The following is an 18,003-nucleotide window of genomic DNA, read 5'->3' on the forward strand; positions in this document are numbered from 1 at the left end:
GACTGGGCCTGCGGACACGAAAGATGTTCCGCGCAACAATCATAAACGGCCGGCCCGCCGGCCGCGCACAGGAGGAACAGATAATGTGGAAATCGGGATTGACGGGGATTGTTCTGGTGCTGGCCCTGGCCGGTTGCGGCCAGTCGGACAGCGGATCGGAGGCCGATGCCGGGGCCGCGGATGGCGGCGATCAGGCCATGAGCAGCGATGACGCGGGTTCGGGCGGCACCTGTTTCAGCAAGGTGGACTGCGCCGACGGTCATCAGATGCTGTTCGGGGTGTCGCAGGACGAATGCGCTGAAGCAAATGGCAGTAGCTGGATGGCCGAAGGCGGTAGCTGCGAAGCGCTCTGATCGCATCCAACCGATGCCGGCGGGCCCGTTCGGGGCCCGCCGGATGACGCCTTTGGCACATTCAGCCCCGGTGTGAAAGAATCGGGGAAAGTGTTTCATAGGTAAGACCGTGATCGATTCGGACGGCTTTCGTGCCAATGTCGGAATCATCCTCACCCACGAAGACGGTCGGGTGCTCTGGGCCAAGCGAATCGGCCAGGATGCTTGGCAATTTCCGCAGGGAGGCGTGCGGGCGGGCGAAAGCGCCGAGCAGGCACTCTTCCGTGAACTGCAGGAAGAAGTCGGGCTGATGCAGCAACACGTGCGCATCGTCGGTGCTACCCGCGGGTGGCTGCGCTACCGACTGCCCAAGCGTTTTGTGCGCCGTCATCGCCGCCCGCTGTGCATCGGACAGAAGCAGAAATGGTTTCTGCTGCGTCTGGAGGCCCCCGAATCCTGCGTGCGTTTCGACAGCACCGATCATCCCGAGTTCGACGGCTGGCGGTGGGTGGATTACTGGCATCCGGTGGACGAGGTGGTGTTCTTCAAGCGCGACGTTTACCGGCGCGCGCTCAGGGAGCTGGCCGACTGTCTGCCGGAGGCGGTGGGCGGGCAAAAAAATGCCCGACCCTCGGAGGCGAGTCGGGCGTAGTTGGGGGAGAGGACGGTCGGGCCGTGTGCGAGTGAGGTCGCCGCGGCCTTGTTGTTTTGTTGGTTAGATCCGGCGCGGCACCTCCGCCAGGCGGACGGTGCCGGGAAAGCGCGCTACCGAATCTGCCGATACTCTAGCCAACCCTATTCCTGAATGCAAATCACTCCTATTAAGCTATGCGGATGAGGTCCCACCTTCTAGTGGTTTGACACTCATTCTCATTTGCGGTTAACTGCGCATAGTTGCTTGGTTCGAGAAGCCGGATGTACGTCTGTCTCTGCAAGGGTGTTACCGAACGCGAGATTCGCGAGGAAGTCCGCTCGGGCGCCTGCCACATGCGCGAGCTGCAGCGGCGTCTCGGTGTGGCCGAGTGTTGTGGCTGCTGCGCGCCCTGTGCACGCGAAATTCTGGCGGAAACGCTGCAAGAGCAGCATCGCAAGACCCGGCTGTTGCCGGCGCCGTTCCTGCCTGCGACCGCGAATGCGAGCTAGAAGCAACTAATAAATCAATAAAAACAGACGCTTACGGTTTGATGCCGGGCGTTGAAGTGCTATACTCCGGCGCAAAGCCAACGCCGCTACGTCGGGAGATCGCATGAAAGGTGACGCCAAGGTACTCGAGTACCTCAATCAGGGGCTCAAGCTCGAGCTCACCGCCATCAACCAGTACTTCCTGCATGCGCGCATGTACAAGGACATGGGCTTCTACGAGCTCGGCGCCAAGGAGTACCAGGAATCCATCGAGGAAATGCAGCACGCGGATCGCTTCATCGAGCGCATCCTGTTCCTCGAGGGCCTGCCCAATCTGCAGGACCTGGGCAAGCTGCGCATCGGCGAGAACGTGCCGGAAATGCTTAAGTGCGATCTCGATGCCGAGCATGAAGCCCACGCCTTTTATTCGGAAGCCATTGGATACTGCGAAAAGATCGCGGACTACACCACCCGCGCGCTGTTTGCCGAGGTGCTGGCCGACGAGGAAGAGCATATCGACTTCCTCGAGACGCAACTCGGGCTGGTGGAAAGCATGGGCCTGCAGAACTACCTGCAGAGTCAGACCGGCAATCCGAACCAGGAGGGTGCCGGCAAGGGTTGAGCCGAAACGCGCTCACGATGATGAAAAGGCCCGCTTCGGCGGGCCTTTTTCATGGCACCGATCGATGCCAGGTCAGAATGGCTTGACCACCGCCAGCACCACGATCGCGATCAGGAACACGCCCGGCACCTCGTTCATCAGCCGGTAGTAGCGGGCGCTGCCGGTGGCCCGCTGTTCGCGAAAGCGCTTGACCTGAACCTGGCCCCAGCCGTGGTAGCCCACCAGGCCGACCACCAGCAGCAGCTTGGCGTGCATCCAGCCGTTGCCCGACAGCCAGGACAGGCCGAGATTCCAGAGCAGCCACAGCCCGGACGCGATGGTCAGGGCGGCGCCAATGCTCATCAGGATCGACAGCCGACGTTCCATGACGCAGAACCGGTCCATGCTGATCGCGTCGGTGGCATCCGCGTGATAGACGAACAGGCGCGGAAGATAAAACAGCCCGGCGAACCAGGTGACCATGAAAATGACGTGGAATGCCTGTATCCAGAGCATTGATTATCTCCTTGAGCGTAGACGGGCTGTTTTCGCGGACAGGGACGTCCGGGCGCGGCATTGTAGAGCAATGTGGCCGGGCGCACGGCGCGTTCAGGGGTGATAGGCCCGCTCGATATCCTCGGGTAACAGCACCCCGAAGACCGGGCTGCCCTCGCCGGCCTGACGGCGGATCACGTAGAGCGCATCGGCCTCGGTGCGTTGCAGCTGATCGTGGGCTTCCTGAAGCGTGGCGCGAATATCGATGGCCACCGCATCCAGGCGTTTGCCCGGGATATCGCGCACGGCGACGGCTTCGGGCAGGCCCACGTCCTCGTCCTCCTCCGCGGCTGACAGATAGCGCATCAGGGCGGCGGAGCGGAGCAGGGTGACGCGGGCCTCTGGCCGGCGCAGCAGCAGCCATTCCACGGGGCGTTTGACCAGCCGCTGCCGGAGACCGTCGGGGTCGATCGGGTCGTCGATGACGGCGAGGCTGCGGTTCATGGTCGCGGTCACACTCGCCCGGCGCAGGTACTGGGATACCGGGTCGTTGCGGTAATCCAGGCCGCGTCGGTGCAGCAGCATCTGGAAGATGGAGTCGCCGCCGGTGAAGCGCCGGGATATTACCAGCGCGGGAATCAGGGCCAGCATCCCCGGCAGTAGCAACTCGGTGCGGTCGGACAGTTCCAGCAGAGTCACCATGGCGGTAAGCGGCGCATGCAGCAGCGCGCCGATCATCGCGCCCATGCCGATCAGCGCGTAGAAGCCCGGGTCGCTGGCGTGGGACGGTGCCAGCATACCGCCAGCCGCGCCAAGGGCGCTGCCCAACGCCGCGCCAATCACGAAGGCGGGCAGGATGACGCCGCCGGGGATCGCGGCGGCGGTCGCCATCGCCGCGGTCGCCAGCTTGGCGAGACCCAGTCCCAGCGCCAGTCCCAGGCCGAGTTCGCTGGCCAGGGCCAGGTTGATGGTGTCGAAACCCGGCGCCAGCGTTTGTGGATACGGCAAGGCCAACAGGCCGGCTGCCAGCCCGGCCAGACCCATGCGGACCATCACCGGCATGCGGCTGAAGCCATCCGTCAGCCAGCCCGTGGCCCGGGTCAGCGCGGCCGCCGCCAGGCCCATGAGCGCGCCGACGAAGACGATGTAGGGAAGCTCGGTCATGCCGTGCAGGCCGGGTTCGGCCGCGAACAACTCCGGGTGGATCCCGGTGAGGTTATAGGTGGTCAGCGCGCCCGCCACCGCGGCGATGATGATCGGGGCGAAGCTGGCGATGGTGTATTCCATCATCACCACTTCCATGGTGAACATGACCGCCGCCAGCGGTGTGTTGAACGAGGCGGCGATGCCCGCCGCGGCGCCACAGCCCACCAGGGTGCGCACGCTGTTGTTGGGCAGCTGCAGCCGGCCGCCGAGCCAGCTTCCCGAGGCGGCCCCCACGTGGGCGGCCACGCCCTCGCGGCCCACCGACTGCCCCGAGGCCGCTGCCAGCGCCGCGGTGAAGAACTCCACCGCCGCCGTGCGGATCGGCAGGTAGCCCTGGTGATAGACCAGCCGTTCGATCACGCTGGCAATCCCAGTCTGCCGCGGCGGTTTGAGCAGCGCGGTAATCAGGGCGCCGATTATGAGCGCCCCGGCCAGCGGCACAAGCAGACGGATTGGCGCGCTGGCTTCGTGCAGCCGGGTACCATCAAGACCCAGAAGCAGGGCGCCGGGGCCGCGCCACCAGTCGATCACGGTGTGCAGGCCCAGGATCAGCAATCCGCAGAGCGTGCCGGTCACCGCCCCCAGCACGCAGAGCAGGCCCAGCCCGGGCGTGTATTCCACATCCGCCAGTTGCCGCCGCAGTCGCTCGCGGATCTGATCGGGATGCCAGGCACGGGTGGGACGAGTCATCCGGGTCTCGTGGTGGCGGCCGGCCGACTGCCGCGGCGCTGTTATGCCCCCGGGGGCGGCCGGACCTTTATAATCGCGACCTCGTATTATGCGGTGGTAAACATGAGCGTGTCAGGACAGCACAGATTGCAGGTCGGCATTGTCGGTGGAACCGGCTACACCGGCAGCGAGCTTCTGCGCCTGTTGCTGCCCCATCCCGGGGTGGATGTGACGACTGTCACGTCCCGGGCCGAAGCTGGTCGTCCGCTGGCTGAAGCCTATCCACATCTGCGCGGGCTGACCGATCTGGTTTTCCGCCAACCGGATGCCGCGGCGCTGGTAGATTGCGAGGTGGTGTTCTTCGCCACGCCGCACGCGGCGGCCATGCATCTGGTGCCCGAGCTGCGGGCCGCAGGCCAGCGGGTGATTGATCTGTCCGCCGATTTCCGGCTGCGTGATCCGGACCTCTGGGCGCAGTGGTACGGCGAGCCCCACGCCTGCCCGGATCTGATCGAGACCGCCGTCTACGGTCTGCCAGAACGCCACCGTGAGAGCCTGCGCGAGGCGCAGCTGGTGGCCTGTCCCGGTTGCTACCCCACCAGCATTATTCTGGCCATGCTGCCGCTGATCGAGGCCGGTCTGGCCGATCCTGCGCGACTGGTGGCCGATGCCAAGACCGGGGTATCCGGTGCCGGCCGTACGCTCAAGACCCCATTCCTGTTCGGCGAAATGGCCGAATCGTTCAAGGCCTACGGGGTGGCCGGGCACCGCCACCTGCCGGAGATCCGGCAGGTGCTCGGCGCCGTGTCGGGCGGCGAGGTGGGTCTGACGTTCATACCGCATCTGGTGCCGATGGTGCGGGGCATCCACGCCACCTGTTATCTGGATGTGGCAGAGCGCGACATCGACCTGCAGGCGCTGTTCGAACAACGTTACGCCAACGAGCCGTTCGTGGACGTGATGCCCCCGGGTGCGACGCCGGAAACGCGGACCGTGCGGGGGTCGAATATCTGCCGCCTGGCCGTTCACCGGCCGGGCGACGGCGACGTGGTGGTGGTGCTGTCGGTGATCGACAACCTAGTCAAGGGCGCCGCGGGGCAGGCGGTGCAGTGTCTGAATCTGATGGCCGGTTTTGAGGAAACCGCAGGGCTGATGTCACCGGCGCTGGTGCCGTGATGCCAGCCGCGCCCGCATCATGAGCGACGGCAGCCACCGACTGATCATCCGGACCGCGGCGCAGGCGCGCCGCCGGCGCCTGATGGTGGTGGTGGCGGTTGCCACCCTGCTGGTCAGCGGCTGGGGTATTTACTGGTTGGGCCGGCTGCAGGCGCCGACGGCCATCGAACGACAAGTGGCCAGCCAGCAGAAGATCGAAAGCGACCGCAAGCTGCTACTGGCGGAAAAACGGCGTCTGGAAGCCGAGAACCGCAAGCTGTCGGAGCGCAACGTCATGCTCGAGCGGGGCGCCGATGTCGATCAGCAGGCCATCAGTGCGTTGCAGACCTCGCTTGATGACGTCCAGGCCCAGGTGGCGACGCTCAAGAAGGAGCTGGCGTTCTACCGGGGTATTGTGTCGCCGTCCGAGACCGAGGCTGGCCTGCGTCTGCAGGAATTGCAGGTACATCCGGCCAGCGAGGCCGGTCTGTACCAGTTCCAATTGGTGCTGATTCAGGCGGTCGAGCATGAGTCTCCGGTCAGCGGACAGGTCAAGCTCCGACTGGAGGGGCTGCAGAATGGCGAGTCCGTCAGTCTGGCCTGGCCCGAACTTGTGCTTGATTCGGCCGACGAACTCGTGTTCTCTTTCAAGTACTTTCAGGAGCTGGCCGACACATTCCGCCTGCCACCCGATTTCGAGCCCACGCTGGTCGAGGTGATAGTGACCACGGAGCCGGGCGCGGAGCCCGTCACCGGGTCGTTCCGCTGGCGCGAGGTGTTCAAGCCGGATGACTGACGCCCGGTCCAATATTGCGAGGAGGTAGGCTAACCATGTGGGGAAATGACAAGGATCGCGATGAAGTGCCGGCACGGTCGCCCAAGGCAACCAACACCGTGGACACGCTGATCGGTCGTCAGACCGTGATCACCGGCGACGTGGCCTTTACCGGCGGCCTGCATGTGGATGGCAGGGTCAAGGGCAAGGTGATGGCGGAGTCGGACAAGAACGCCGTGCTGAGCGTGAGCGAGAGCGGGGCCATTGAAGGCGACGTTCGTGTGCCCCATATTGTCCTCAACGGGTCGATCGAGGGCGATGTGCACGCCGACCAGCGGATCACGCTCTCGGCCAAGGCCAAGGTCACCGGCAACGTCTACTACCGGCTGATCGAGATGACCAGCGGCGCCATGGTCAACGGCCAGATGGTCCACGAGGGCGCGACCGAAGACAAGGTGGCGCCGTTGCCGGACCGTGGCAGCGAGGACGCGTCGGATACGGAAGAGCACAGCCGCGCGGCTGGCACGTTGTTCGACGCCGCCCGGGAAAAGAAGACCAGCCTGTAGGATGTGGCCCAGTCAGGTACGATAGGGGTGCTATGAGCGAAACCCTCGAACAAGATGTACAAGCCGAGTCGGCGATGGTGTTCACCGATGCCGCCGCCGGCAAGGTCCGTGAACTGCTGGATGACGAAGACAATCCGGCCCTGAAGCTCCGGGTTTTCGTCTCCGGAGGCGGCTGCTCCGGGTTTCAGTACGGCTTTACCTTCGACGAGAATGTCGAGGACGGTGACACCGTGATCGAGAAGAGCGGCGTCACCCTGCTGGTGGACCCGATGAGTGTGCTCTACCTTGGCGGTGCCGAGATCGACTTCACCGACGGGGTCGAAGGCGCGCAGTTTGTGATCCGCAACCCCAACGCCACCACGACCTGCGGCTGCGGTAACTCGTTCGCCGTCTAGTCTGCTGATAATTGGCGGTTGGCGAGCCCGTCCGGCGCATAAATCCCGCCGAGCACCACTGCCCGACTGGCCCCGGTTACAGATGGTACATTGCCCGGCAACCCGGCTAGCGTACGCATGGCAAGCCAGGCGAAAGCCGCGGCCTCCATCCAGTCCGCCGGTACGCCGGCGTCATCCGTTAGCATGACGTGAGCTGGCGTCAGCAGTGCGCTCAGACGTTCCCGAAGTCGACCGTTGTGGGCGCCACCACCGCATAGCAGCACCTCGTCGGTATGCCCTGGGCAGGCCGCTACGGCATTGCTGATGCTGCGGGCGGTGAATTCCAGCAGCGTTCGCTGAACATCCGCCGGCGCTATCGCCGGCACCTCGGCCAGCCGGCGATCAAGCCAGCCCAGATGAAAATATTCCCGGCCGGTGCTCTTGGGCGCCGTAGCCTGGATATACGGATCGGCCTGCAGGGCTGAGAGCAGGCCGTTGTGAACCCGGCCGGTCTCCGCCCATTCACCGTTGGTGTCCTGATCCCGGTTCTGGTGCCGGGCGATCCAGGCATCCATCAGCGCGTTGCCGGGGCCGGTATCGAAGCCCGTCAGCCGGGAATCCTCGGGGGTAGCGCCGGCCGGGAGGCAGGTGAGATTGGCGATGCCGCCAATGTTGATCACCGCGCGCTGCCGATCCGGGCAGGCAAGCATTGCCTGGTGGAATCCGCAGGCCATGGGTGCTCCCTGGCCGCCAGCGGCCATGTCGGCACGGCGGAAATCGGCCACCGTGGTAATGCCGGTCCGAGCGGCTAGGCGACTGGGATCGCCGATCTGCAACGTGAAGGGGTGCGGGGGTTGCGGATCGTGGTAGAGCGTCTGGCCGTGGCTGCCGGTGGCGCGGATGCGCCCGGGCGCGATGCCGGTCTCGGCCAGCAACGCGAGGACGCCGTCGGCCATCCAGTCGGCCACCTGCCGGTCGAGCTGGCCGAGTTCCCGGATATCGATCGGTGGTCGAGTCTGGGTGATCTCCAGCAACCGCTGTCTCAGGGCGGCGGGCGGTGGCTGGCTATGTGTCGCCGCCAGCTTGGGCCGATGATCATCACCGGTGGCGTGGAGCAGAACAATGTCGGCGGCATCGAGGCTGGTGCCGGAGATGACCCCGACGTAATAACCGGCCACTGGCGGGTCAGTCGCCGTCGCGGTTGTCGGCGACCTGCACCTGACCCAGCGAATCGAGTTGCGCCACGAGCGGCTCGGCGTGCTTCTTGAACGCGTCCATGTGTTTCTCCGGCAACGGCTCGGCGGTTGGCAGCGCCACCCGCATGGGATCCTTGGGCGTGCCGTATACCCGGAATTCGTAATGCAGGTGGGGGCCCGTGGCAAGACCGCTCATGCCGACATAACCGATGGTCTGACCCTGCCGCACGCGGCTGCCGATCCCCACGCCGGACGCGAACCGGGACAGGTGCGCGTAGCGGGTTGTGTACTGATTGCTGTGCTTGACGATGATGGTGTTGCCGTAGCCGCCCTTGGTGCCGCGAAACGCGATGCGTCCGTTGCCGGTGGCCCGCACCGGCGTGCCGGTGGGGGCGGCATAATCGGTGCCATGGTGCGCGCGAATCTTGTGCAGGATCGGGTGCTTGCGGCCGGTGCTGAAATGCGAACTGATGCGGAACTGGTTGAGCGGCGTCCGGATGAAGGCCTTGCGCATTGCCTTGCCGTCGGGGGCGTAGTAGTCGCTTTCGCCATCGGCGGCGGTGAATCGCAGTGCCTTCAATTGGCGCCCACGGTTGTTGAACTCCGCGGCCAGGATCGCCCCGGTGCCGATCTTCTCGCCGTCCCGGAAAAGCTCCTCGTAGATCACGGTGAAGCGGTCGCCCTGCCGGATGTCGAGGACGAAGTCGATATCCCACCCGAAGATATGGGCCAGTTTCATGATCAGCTGATCGGACAGTCCCGCTTCCAGGGCGTCGACATAGAAGCTGGTGTCGATGCTGCCCACGGCGTAGGCCTCGCGGCGTTCCACATCGGCCGTGTCGATCCGGGCATCGAAGCCACTCTCGGCCCGACGTACCTCCAGCGTGCGGATCTTGTCCAGTGGGTAATCCACGGCATGTACCACGCCTTTCGGGTCAGCCTGTACTCGCAGAGTGTCGCCGGCCTTGAGGCCACGGGTGAAGTGGCGTCCGAATTCGTCGAGGTTGGCGATTGCCAGCGAGTCGCCGTAGGACAGGTCATGGCGCTGGAAAGCCAGCGACAACGTGTCACCACGCTGGATTTCGATCGAGGACCAGCGAGGCATCGCCGGGGCCGGTTCCAGATTGGCGGGGGCGAAGATTTCGGTATCGAACACCGAGCCGGCCGGCGCGGGCATCGCCATCGCCGGAGACGCGTCGAGCGGTTCGGGTGTTGCTTCCGGCATGGCGAGGGCCACCCGCACCGGTTCCGCCGAGGCCGGGGCACTGGCGACCGGCGCATTCGCCATCACCGGCGCGTCGATGATCACTGTGTCGCGGGTCGAGGAGGAATCGCCATTGGCCTTGGAATCGGTGGCAACGGAACTGGGCGCAATCAGCGCAATGGCGGTCGCGACCGCTGCAACTGTCAGGCTTATACCCAGCCAGTGCCACGGCGTTGTCCGGCGCACTGGTTGTCTGACGCCGATATAATCCTGCCCGATTCGATTCATGGATCCCGTTCCCCAAACCCGGTTCCGTGGTTGTCCGGCGGTTGCGATGGCCAACCCTCGGAGCTTAAACAACCATAAAACCGGGCGTTTAGCAAGCCAAATACGTGTAAAATATCAAAAGCCGCGGGACCGGCCAGCGGCCCAGTGACGAGGTTTCAATTCATTTATGTCTGACCAGCTCGCCGAAATCCGCCGCGGTGCGGACGAGATCATCCCCGAGCCGGACTTCGCCGAGCGGTTGCAGGCCGCAGTGTCCCAGAATCGTCCCCTGCGCGTGAAGGCGGGCTTCGACCCGACCGCTCCCGATCTGCATCTCGGGCACACTGTTCTACTAAACAAGATGCGTGCCTTTCAGGACTTCGGCCACGACGTCATTTTCCTGATAGGCGACTTCACCGGCATGATCGGTGACCCGACCGGCAAGAGCGCAACCAGAAGACCACTCACGGCGGAAGAAGTTTCCGCCAACGCGCGCACGTACGAGCAACAGATATATAAGGTGTTGGATCCGGCCAGAACCCGGGTCGTGTTCAACTCCACCTGGATCAATCCGCTCACGCCGGCGGAACTCGTTCGCCTGGCAGCCAGCCATACCGTGGCACGGATGCTCGAGCGCGACGACTTCCACAAACGCTACAAAGGCGGCCAGGCTATTGCCATCCATGAATTCCTGTACCCCCTGATCCAGGGCTATGATTCGGTGGCACTGGAGGCGGATGTGGAACTCGGGGGCACCGACCAGAAGTTCAACCTGCTGGTCGGGCGGCAGATCCAGCAGGCCTACGGGCAGACGCCGCAGGCGGTGCTGACCATGCCACTGCTCGAGGGGCTGGACGGCGTCAACAAGATGTCGAAGTCACTCGACAACTACGTCGGCATCGAGGAGCCGCCGGCGGAACAGTTCGGCAAGCTGATGTCGATATCCGATGACCTCATGTGGCGTTACTTCGAGCTATTGTCCTTCGAGCCCCTTGAGACCGTTCGCGGCTATCGCGACGAGATCGGGCAGGGTGCCAACCCGAGGGACATCAAGTTCCGGCTTGCCCGCGAGCTGGTCGCCCGCTTCCACGGAGCAGCTGCAGCCGAGCGGGCGCAGGCCGAATTCGTCGAGCGGTTCAGCCACGGCGGCTTGCCGGAGGACCTGCCCGAGATACCGATAGCGATCCCGGTTTCCGGGATGCAGCTGGCCGCGGTGCTCAAGGCAGCCGGTCTGACCGCGAGTAACGGCGAGGGAATCCGGCTGATCAAACAGGGGGCGGTGCGCGTGGATGACCAGCGAGTCGAGGATCCGGGCGCCGTTCTGACTTCCGGGGCTGTGCACATCCTGCGGGTGGGCAAGCGGCGGGTGGCTCGTGTGCGGCTTGAGAACACCGGGTAGTCAGCCCGCATAAGGGCTTCGGACGGACGACGGGCGGGCCTGCGGAAAAGAATTTCAGAAAGTTGTTGACACTCGAGTTACGGCCCCTATAATACGCCCTCCTTGCAGCGGACAGCCGCCGCAAACGCTCTTTAAAAACATGGACAAGTGGCTTGTGTGGGTGCTCCACCGGTCGCGGCGAAAGCCAACGACCCAAAGAGCATCCTAAGCGAATATCGCTTGGGTCGCTCAAGCACGAACCTGACTTTTGGGTCAGTATTCGTGCACCAGTTTGAAGTTATAAACTGGAGAGTTTGATCCTGGCTCAGATTGAACGCTGGCGGCAGGCCTAACACATGCAAGTCGAGCGGAAACGATGGGAGCTTGCTCCCAGGCGTCGAGCGGCGGACGGGTGAGTAATACGTAGGAATCTGCCCAACGGTGGGGGATAACTCGGGGAAACTCGAGCTAATACCGCATAATCCTTACGGGGCAAAGCGGAGGACCCTTCGGGGCTTCGCGCCGATGGATGAGCCTACGTCTGATTAGCTTGTTGGTAGGGTAACGGCCTACCAAGGCGACGATCAGTAGCTGGTCTGAGAGGATGATCAGCCACACCGGGACTGAGACACGGCCCGGACTCCTACGGGAGGCAGCAGTGGGGAATCTTGGACAATGGGCGAAAGCCTGATCCAGCCATGCCGCGTGTGTGAAGAAGGCCCTAGGGTTGTAAAGCACTTTAAACAGGGAAGAAAAAGGCTCGGTTAATACCCGTGCCCTTGACGGTACCTGTCGAATAAGCACCGGCTAATTCCGTGCCAGCAGCCGCGGTAATACGGAAGGTGCAAGCGTTAATCGGAATTACTGGGCGTAAAGCGTGCGCAGGCGGTTACGTGTGTCGGATGTGAAAGCCCCGGGCTCAACCTGGGAATTGCATTCGAAACTGCGTGACTAGAGTGTGGTAGAGGAAGATGGAATTCCACGTGTAGCGGTGAAATGCGTAGATATGTGGAGGAACACCAATGGCGAAGGCAGTCTTCTGGGCCTACACTGACGCTGAGGTACGAAAGCGTGGGGAGCAAACAGGATTAGATACCCTGGTAGTCCACGCCGTAAACGATGAGAACTAGACGTTGGTCGGTCTAACCGGTCAGTGTCGAAGCTAACGCGTTAAGTTCTCCGCCTGGGGAGTACGGCCGCAAGGTTGAAACTCAAAGGAATTGACGGGGGCCCGCACAAGCGGTGGAGCATGTGGTTTAATTCGATGCAACGCGAAGAACCTTACCTGCCCTTGACATCTTCGGAAGCTTGCAGAGATGCGAGTGTGCCTTCGGGAACCGAATGACAGGTGCTGCATGGCTGTCGTCAGCTCGTGTCGTGAGATGTTGGGTTAAGTCCCGCAACGAGCGCAACCCCTATCCTTAGTTGCCAGCATTCAGTTGGGCACTCTAAGGAGACTGCCGGTGACAAACCGGAGGAAGGTGGGGATGACGTCAAGTCATCATGGCCCTTATGGGCAGGGCTACACACGTGCTACAATGGCAAGTACAAAGGGTTGCGAGACCGCGAGGTTCAGCTAATCCCATAAAGCTTGTCGTAGTCCGGATTGCAGTCTGCAACTCGACTGCATGAAGTCGGAATCGCTAGTAATCGCAGATCAGCATTGCTGCGGTGAATACGTTCCCGGGCCTTGTACACACCGCCCGTCACACCATGGAAGTCGGCTGCACCAGAAGAGGCTAGTCTAACCTTCGGGAGGACGGTCTCTACGGTGTGGTCGATGACTGGGGTGAAGTCGTAACAAGGTAGCCGTAGGGGAACCTGCGGCTGGATCACCTCCTTTAAGAGAATGCTTCGCCAACGCCGGTGGAGTGCCCACACAAGTCACTTGTTCAGAATCGTGAGAGAAAAGAGCTGGAACCGTAGCGCCTCGCGCTCGTTTTGATTCTTTTCTCTGACCCGCGGGCCTGTAGCTCAGTTGGTCAGAGCGCACCCCTGATAAGGGTGAGGTCGGAAGTTCAAGTCTTCCCAGGCCCACCATATATACGGGGCCATAGCTCAGCTGGGAGAGCACCTGCTTTGCAAGCAGGGGGTCGGCGGTTCGATCCCGCCTGGCTCCACCAGTCAGCGGGACGAAATCACAAAAAGCGGCTTGTACCTCGAGCCGCTTTTTGTGACTTCGAATAACGATGTCACTGCTCTTTAACAATTCGTAAGATCGCAAACGAACACTGTAGATTACAGTAGTTGTCTAGTATGTTGATTGCGTTGAGTGGTCGTATGACCGGCACTCTCAGTCATTGAGAGCGCTTGAGGTTATATGGTCAAGCAACAAAGCGCACATGGTGGATGCCTAGGCGGCAGAAGGCGATGAAGGACGTAGTAGCCTGCGATAAGCTTCGGGGAGGTGGCAAACAACCTTTGATCCGGAGATTTCCGAATGGGGAAACCCACCGCATTAGCGGTATCCATGGCTGAATACATAGGCCATGGAGGCTAACCCGGGGAACTGAAACATCTAAGTACCCGGAGGAAAAGAAATCAACCGAGATTCCCTTAGTAGCGGCGAGCGAACGGGGACCAGCCCTTAAGCCTGGTTTGTTTTAGTGGAACAGTCTGGAAAGTCTGGCCATAGTGGGTGAAAGCCCCGTACACAAAAAAGCATATCAGGTGAAATCGAGTAGGGCGGGGCACGTGAAACCCTGTCTGAACATGGGGGGACCATCCTCCAAGGCTAAATACTCTCTGCCGACCGATAGTGAACCAGTACCGTGAGGGAAAGGCGAAAAGAACCCCGGAGAGGGGAGTGAAATAGAACCTGAAACCGTGTGCGTACAAGCAGTGGGAGCATCCTTCGGGGTGTGACTGCGTACCTTTTGTATAATGGGTCAGCGACTTACTTCTCAGTAGCAAGCCTAACCGTATAGGGGAGGCGCAGGGAAACCGAGTCTGAACAGGGCGAATTAGTTGCTGGGAGTAGACCCGAAACCGGGCGATCTACCCATGGCCAGTGTGAAGGTCGGGTAACACCGACTGGAGGCGCGAACCGGGAACTGTTGAAAAAGTTTCGGATGAGCTGTGGGTCGGAGTGAAAGGCTAATCAAGCCCGGAGATAGCTGGTTCTCCTCGAAAGCTATTTAGGTAGCGCCTCGTGTATCACTACCGGGGGTAGAGCACTGTTTCGGCTAGGGGGGTCACAAGACTTTACCAAACCGAGGCAAACTCCGAATACCGGTAAGTGCAATCACGGGAGACACACGGCGAGAGCTAACTTCCGTCGTGGAGAGGGAAACAACCCAGACCGCCAGCTAAGGTCCCCAAGTCATGGCTAAGTGGGAAACGATGTGAGAAGGCACAGACAGCCAGGAGGTTGGCTTAGAAGCAGCCATCCTTTAAAGAAAGCGTAATAGCTCACTGGTCTAGTCGGCTCGCGCGGAAGATGTAACGGGGCTAAAGCCATGCACCGAAGCTGCGGACGCGTGTTTACACGCGTGGTAGAGGAGCGTTCCGTAAGCCATTGAAGGTGTGCCGGAAGGCATGCTGGAGGTATCGGAAGTGCGAATGCTGACGTGAGTAACGATAAGGCCGGTGAAAAACCGGCCCGCCGAAAGCCCAAGGGTTCCTGCGCAACGCTATTCGGCGCAGGGTGAGTCGGTTCCTAAGGCGAGGCCGAAAGGCGTAGTCGATGGAAAACGGGTTAATATTCCCGTACCTCGCATGACTGCGATGGGGTGACGGAGAAGGTTAGGTCAGCCGGGCGATGGTTGTCCCGGTTCAAGCGTGTAGGCAGGTCTCTTAGGTAAATCCGGGAGATCAATGTTGAGACGTGATGACGAGCCTCCAAGGAGGCGAAGTGATTGATACCATGCTTCCAGGAAAAACCTCTAAGCTTCAGGTCATGTGGGACCGTACCCCAAACCGACACAGGTGGGCGGGGTGAGAATCCCAAGGCGTATGAGACAACTCGGGTGAAGGAACTCGGCAAAATGGCACCGTAACTTCGGGAGAAGGTGCGCCCGCATTAGGTGAAGGCCCTCGCGGCCGGAGCTGAGACGGGCCGCAGTGACCAGGTGGCTGCGACTGTTTACTAAAAACACAGCACTCTGCTAACTCGTAAGAGGATGTATAGGGTGTGACGCCTGCCCGGTGCCGGAAGGTTAAGTGATGGGGTTAGCTTCGGCGAAGCTCTTGATCGAAGCCCCGGTAAACGGCGGCCGTAACTATAACGGTCCTAAGGTAGCGAAATTCCTTGTCGGGTAAGTTCCGACCTGCACGAATGGCGTAACGATGGCCACACTGTCTCCACCCGAGGCTCAGTGAAATCGAAATTGCTGTGAAGATGCAGTGTTCCCGCGGCAAGACGGAAAGACCCCGTGCACCTTTACTACAGCTTTACACTGGATTTTGAACATTCTTGTGTAGGATAGGTGGGAGGCTTTGAAGCGTTGGCGCCAGCTGGCGTGGAGCCACCCTTGAAATACCACCCTGGAATGTTTGAGGTTCTAACCTGGGCGCCTTATCGGCGTCAGGGACAGTGTATGGTGGGTAGTTTGACTGGGGCGGTCTCCTCCCAAAGAGTAACGGAGGAGTGCAAAGGTACCCTCAGCGCGGTCGGAAATCGCGCATTGAGTGCAAAGGCAAAAGGGTGCTTGACTGCGAGACCGACGGGTCGAGCAGGAGCGAAAGCTGGTCTTAGTGATCCGGTGGTTCTGTATGGAAGGGCCATCGCTCAACGGATAAAAGGTACGCCGGGGATAACAGGCTGATTCCTCCCAAGAGTCCACATCGACGGAGGAGTTTGGCACCTCGATGTCGGCTCATCACATCCTGGGGCTGAAGCAGGTCCCAAGGGTATGGCTGTTCGCCATTTAAAGTGGTACGCGAGCTGGGTTTAGAACGTCGTGAGACAGTTCGGTCCCTATCTGCCGTGGGCGTTCGAGATTTGAGAGGATCTGACCTTAGTACGAGAGGACCGGGTTGGACGTACCTCTGGTGTTCCGGTTGTCACGCCAGTGGCATTGCCGGGTAGCTACGTACGGAAGGGATAAGCGCTGAAAGCATCTAAGCGCGAAGCCCACCTCAAGATGAGATCTCGCTAGCCCCTCGAGGGCTCTCAAGGGTCGTCCAAGACTAGGACGTTGATAGGCCAGATGTGTAAGTGCGGCAACGCATTCAGCTTACTGGTACTAATTGCCCGTGAGGCTTGACCATATAACGCTCAAGCGTTTTCAACGACAACGTGTTCGTTGCGATCTTGCGAATTGGCTGGCCGAGTCGGTGACTCGGTCGGCAGACGGTTTGCCTGGCGGCCATAGCGAGTGGGAACCACCCGACCCCATTCCGAACTCGGAAGTGAAACCGCTCAGCGCCGATGGTAGTGCGGGGGAATCTCCGTGCGAGAGTAGGTCACCGCCAGGCTCTTAATACAAAGCCCCGTGCATTAGCGCGGGGCTTTTTTTATGCCTGGACGGTTTTGCGCCACCCACGAAGGGGAAACTCAGAGATCGCGGCCTTCCTGTGATGCCGGGCCGGTACGGCCGGTAATCCGCTCCATCAGGCTGTGCCAGAGGGAGTCCGGCGCGGTTTCGAAGACATCCGTCGCCTCGGCAGTGGTGATCAGCCAGGCGCCGGAGGCGATCTCCCGCTCCAGCTGGCCGGCGTCCCACGCGGTATAGCCGGCAAACAAACGGATCTCGTCGGCCGGCGGTGATTGTGCCAGCACGGCATCGATGCTTTCCGCATTGATAGTGTAGGCCATGGTCGTCGTCACGATCCGCATCCCGGGAAGGTCGTCGCCCGACTCGTTCCGTTGCAGCAAACTGAGGGCGCGTGGTCGCACCGGGCCACCGCTGAGGATGTCGTAACGTGCTGCGTTGTCGGTCGATGGATCATCCATGATATCCGCCAACGTCCTGCCGGTTTCCCGGTTGACGACCACGCCGGCGGCGCCGTCTTCATCATGACCGATAACAAGTACGGCGGTTTCCTGAAAGGGACCCCGGGATCCGGGCGCGGCCACAAGAAACGTTCCCTGCAGGCTGCTTGATGGCGCCAGAGGCTCGGCCGCGGCCCGTCCTGAGCCGAGACCGATGACGAAAACGACGGCAATAATGTACCAAAAATCACGAAAACCGTTGTTAAAAAGCATGAAACGACTCTTTATGAGAGAAAGGGTACGAAGCCCCGGGGTTGGGTGTCGGCTTGTCGATTGAGCCATAATATCCGGATGAATACGACGGTACGGGATATCACCGTGGGCCGAACACGGTTACGCGGGCCTGACGGTGAATGATGCGCTGCTCGATATTCGCGCTGGCCCCGTTGCTCGCCAGTACATCGAACGTCACGGGCTGACGCCGGCGGCCGTCCGGGCCGTGGCCGGCGCAGCCGGCGGGCCCAAATGGCTGATTCTGGGCGGTCTGGATCGGTGGCTGTTCGGGGACTGGCTGCAGGGTCCCGGTCCTGCCGTCGAGCTGGTCGGTTCGTCCATCGGAGCTTGGCGTTTCGCGATGGCCTGCAGTCCGCTGAAGGCGGCGGCCCGGATTACGGCGCTGGAATCGGCCTATATCGAGCAATGCTATTCCAGCGCCCCGACGCGCGATGAGATCACCCGTACCACCCACGGAATTCTCGATCATTGCATGGACGAGTCAGTGCTGGGGG

At 61.6% G+C, this 18,003-nt stretch carries 14 protein-coding genes, 2 tRNA genes, 3 rRNA genes and 1 pseudogene; 15 read left to right on the plus strand and 5 right to left on the minus strand.

Annotated elements, in window-relative coordinates; all coding sequences use genetic code 11:
• Window positions 1–98: 98 nt before the first annotated feature.
• The 4 genes from RM532_RS05615 (at window position 99) to bfr (ending at window position 2,076) form a co-directional block, all read left to right on the plus strand.
• On the plus strand, window positions 99–353 hold the full coding sequence (locus tag RM532_RS05615) for a hypothetical protein (RefSeq protein WP_311652198.1): 255 nt from the start codon (window positions 99–101) through the stop codon (window positions 351–353).
• A gap of 109 nt (window positions 354–462) precedes the next feature.
• Complete coding sequence (locus RM532_RS05620; protein WP_311652199.1) at window positions 463–984, plus strand: RNA pyrophosphohydrolase; 522 nt, start codon at window positions 463–465, stop codon at window positions 982–984.
• 263 nt (window positions 985–1,247) lie between these two features.
• Entirely contained in the window at window positions 1,248–1,475 is a 228-nt protein-coding gene (locus tag RM532_RS05625) for a bacterioferritin-associated ferredoxin (protein ID WP_311652200.1), read from the plus strand.
• A gap of 103 nt (window positions 1,476–1,578) precedes the next feature.
• On the plus strand, window positions 1,579–2,076 hold the full coding sequence (bfr, locus tag RM532_RS05630; RefSeq protein ID WP_311652201.1) for a bacterioferritin: 498 nt from the start codon (window positions 1,579–1,581) through the stop codon (window positions 2,074–2,076).
• Between the two features lie 72 nt (window positions 2,077–2,148).
• Here the strand turns inward: bfr and RM532_RS05635 are convergent, their stop codons facing one another.
• Together RM532_RS05635 and RM532_RS05640 are read right to left on the minus strand one after the other, a co-directional pair.
• Window positions 2,149–2,571: a CopD family protein gene (locus RM532_RS05635; RefSeq protein ID WP_311652202.1), complete on the minus strand. Its 423-nt coding sequence runs from the start codon at window positions 2,569–2,571 to the stop codon at window positions 2,149–2,151.
• Between the two features lie 93 nt (window positions 2,572–2,664).
• Window positions 2,665–4,446 (minus strand): chloride channel protein, encoded by a 1,782-nt coding sequence (locus RM532_RS05640; RefSeq protein WP_311652203.1) that lies wholly within the window; start codon window positions 4,444–4,446, stop codon window positions 2,665–2,667.
• Between the two features lie 102 nt (window positions 4,447–4,548).
• On the opposite strand from RM532_RS05640, the gene argC reads away from it, so the two are divergent.
• From argC to erpA, 4 genes are read left to right on the plus strand one after another with little or no spacing between them, the layout of a single operon-like run.
• Window positions 4,549–5,601: an N-acetyl-gamma-glutamyl-phosphate reductase gene (gene argC / locus RM532_RS05645; RefSeq protein ID WP_311652204.1), complete on the plus strand. Its 1,053-nt coding sequence runs from the start codon at window positions 4,549–4,551 to the stop codon at window positions 5,599–5,601.
• A gap of 19 nt (window positions 5,602–5,620) precedes the next feature.
• Window positions 5,621–6,376 carry a DUF6776 family protein gene (locus tag RM532_RS05650; RefSeq protein ID WP_311652205.1) on the plus strand — a complete coding sequence of 252 codons (756 nt, stop codon included), beginning with the start codon at window positions 5,621–5,623 and terminating at the stop codon, window positions 6,374–6,376.
• A gap of 35 nt (window positions 6,377–6,411) precedes the next feature.
• Window positions 6,412–6,921, plus strand: coding sequence for a bactofilin family protein (locus tag RM532_RS05655; protein ID WP_311652206.1), 510 nt, complete (start codon window positions 6,412–6,414; stop codon window positions 6,919–6,921).
• 32 nt (window positions 6,922–6,953) lie between these two features.
• The gene (gene erpA, locus RM532_RS05660; RefSeq protein WP_311652207.1) at window positions 6,954–7,316 is read left to right on the plus strand and encodes an iron-sulfur cluster insertion protein ErpA; all 363 of its coding nucleotides are present in this window, start codon (window positions 6,954–6,956) and stop codon (window positions 7,314–7,316) included.
• Here the strand turns inward: erpA and RM532_RS05665 are convergent.
• Window positions 7,313–8,473, minus strand: a complete 1,161-nt coding sequence (locus RM532_RS05665) for an anhydro-N-acetylmuramic acid kinase (RefSeq protein ID WP_311652208.1) — start codon at window positions 8,471–8,473, stop codon at window positions 7,313–7,315. The genes erpA and RM532_RS05665 overlap by 4 nt on opposite strands.
• Before the next feature lie 7 nt (window positions 8,474–8,480).
• Window positions 8,481–9,983 carry an OapA family protein gene (locus RM532_RS05670; RefSeq protein WP_311652209.1) on the minus strand — a complete coding sequence of 501 codons (1,503 nt, stop codon included), beginning with the start codon at window positions 9,981–9,983 and terminating at the stop codon, window positions 8,481–8,483.
• A 166-nt stretch (window positions 9,984–10,149) separates the two neighbouring features.
• Here RM532_RS05670 and tyrS point away from each other — a divergent pair, with 166 nt between their 5' ends.
• The 6 genes from tyrS to rrf all read left to right on the plus strand — a co-directional run bounded on the left by tyrS (window position 10,150) and on the right by rrf (window position 16,758).
• A complete protein-coding gene (gene tyrS, locus RM532_RS05675; protein ID WP_311652210.1) occupies window positions 10,150–11,361 on the plus strand; it encodes a tyrosine--tRNA ligase in 1,212 nt (403 codons plus the stop codon).
• Between the two features lie 281 nt (window positions 11,362–11,642).
• Window positions 11,643–13,183, plus strand: a 16S ribosomal RNA gene (locus tag RM532_RS05680).
• 120 nt (window positions 13,184–13,303) lie between these two features.
• A tRNA-Ile gene (locus tag RM532_RS05685) sits at window positions 13,304–13,380 on the plus strand.
• 7 nt (window positions 13,381–13,387) lie between these two features.
• Window positions 13,388–13,463 (plus strand) — tRNA-Ala (locus tag RM532_RS05690).
• A gap of 199 nt (window positions 13,464–13,662) precedes the next feature.
• Window positions 13,663–16,551: ribosomal RNA gene (locus tag RM532_RS05695) — 23S ribosomal RNA — on the plus strand.
• A gap of 90 nt (window positions 16,552–16,641) precedes the next feature.
• A 5S ribosomal RNA gene (gene rrf, locus RM532_RS05700) occupies window positions 16,642–16,758 on the plus strand.
• Together the 16S, 23S and 5S rRNA genes with 2 tRNA genes alongside form the textbook arrangement of a ribosomal RNA operon.
• Window positions 16,759–16,837: 79 nt before the next feature.
• Here rrf and RM532_RS05705 read toward each other — a convergent pair.
• Window positions 16,838–17,488 carry a YqgE/AlgH family protein gene (locus RM532_RS05705; RefSeq protein WP_311652211.1) on the minus strand — a complete coding sequence of 217 codons (651 nt, stop codon included), beginning with the start codon at window positions 17,486–17,488 and terminating at the stop codon, window positions 16,838–16,840.
• 136 nt (window positions 17,489–17,624) lie between these two features.
• On the opposite strand from RM532_RS05705, the pseudogene RM532_RS05710 reads away from it, so the two are divergent.
• A pseudogene (locus RM532_RS05710) lies at window positions 17,625–18,003 on the plus strand (hypothetical protein); the annotation flags it as partial.

This window comes from Spectribacter hydrogenoxidans, assembly GCF_031846275.1.
GTDB classification, from domain to species: Bacteria; Pseudomonadota; Gammaproteobacteria; order Nevskiales; family Salinisphaeraceae; genus Spectribacter; species Spectribacter hydrogenoxidans.

Coding starts and splice junctions, on each gene's coding strand:
- RM532_RS05670 (WP_311652209.1), bottom strand. CDS start 9,983: ATGAATCGAATCGGGCAGGATTATATCGGCGTCAGACAACCAGTGCGC.
- RM532_RS05640 (WP_311652203.1), bottom strand. CDS start 4,446: ATGACTCGTCCCACCCGTGCCTGGCATCCCGATCAGATCCGCGAGCGA.
- RM532_RS05625 (WP_311652200.1), top strand. CDS start 1,248: ATGTACGTCTGTCTCTGCAAGGGTGTTACCGAACGCGAGATTCGCGAG.
- RM532_RS05635 (WP_311652202.1), bottom strand. CDS start 2,571: ATGCTCTGGATACAGGCATTCCACGTCATTTTCATGGTCACCTGGTTC.
- RM532_RS05650 (WP_311652205.1), top strand. CDS start 5,621: ATGAGCGACGGCAGCCACCGACTGATCATCCGGACCGCGGCGCAGGCG.
- RM532_RS05705 (WP_311652211.1), bottom strand. CDS start 17,488: ATGCTTTTTAACAACGGTTTTCGTGATTTTTGGTACATTATTGCCGTC.
- erpA (WP_311652207.1), top strand. CDS start 6,954: ATGAGCGAAACCCTCGAACAAGATGTACAAGCCGAGTCGGCGATGGTG.
- RM532_RS05655 (WP_311652206.1), top strand. CDS start 6,412: ATGTGGGGAAATGACAAGGATCGCGATGAAGTGCCGGCACGGTCGCCC.
- tyrS (WP_311652210.1), top strand. CDS start 10,150: ATGTCTGACCAGCTCGCCGAAATCCGCCGCGGTGCGGACGAGATCATC.
- bfr (WP_311652201.1), top strand. CDS start 1,579: ATGAAAGGTGACGCCAAGGTACTCGAGTACCTCAATCAGGGGCTCAAG.
- argC (WP_311652204.1), top strand. CDS start 4,549: ATGAGCGTGTCAGGACAGCACAGATTGCAGGTCGGCATTGTCGGTGGA.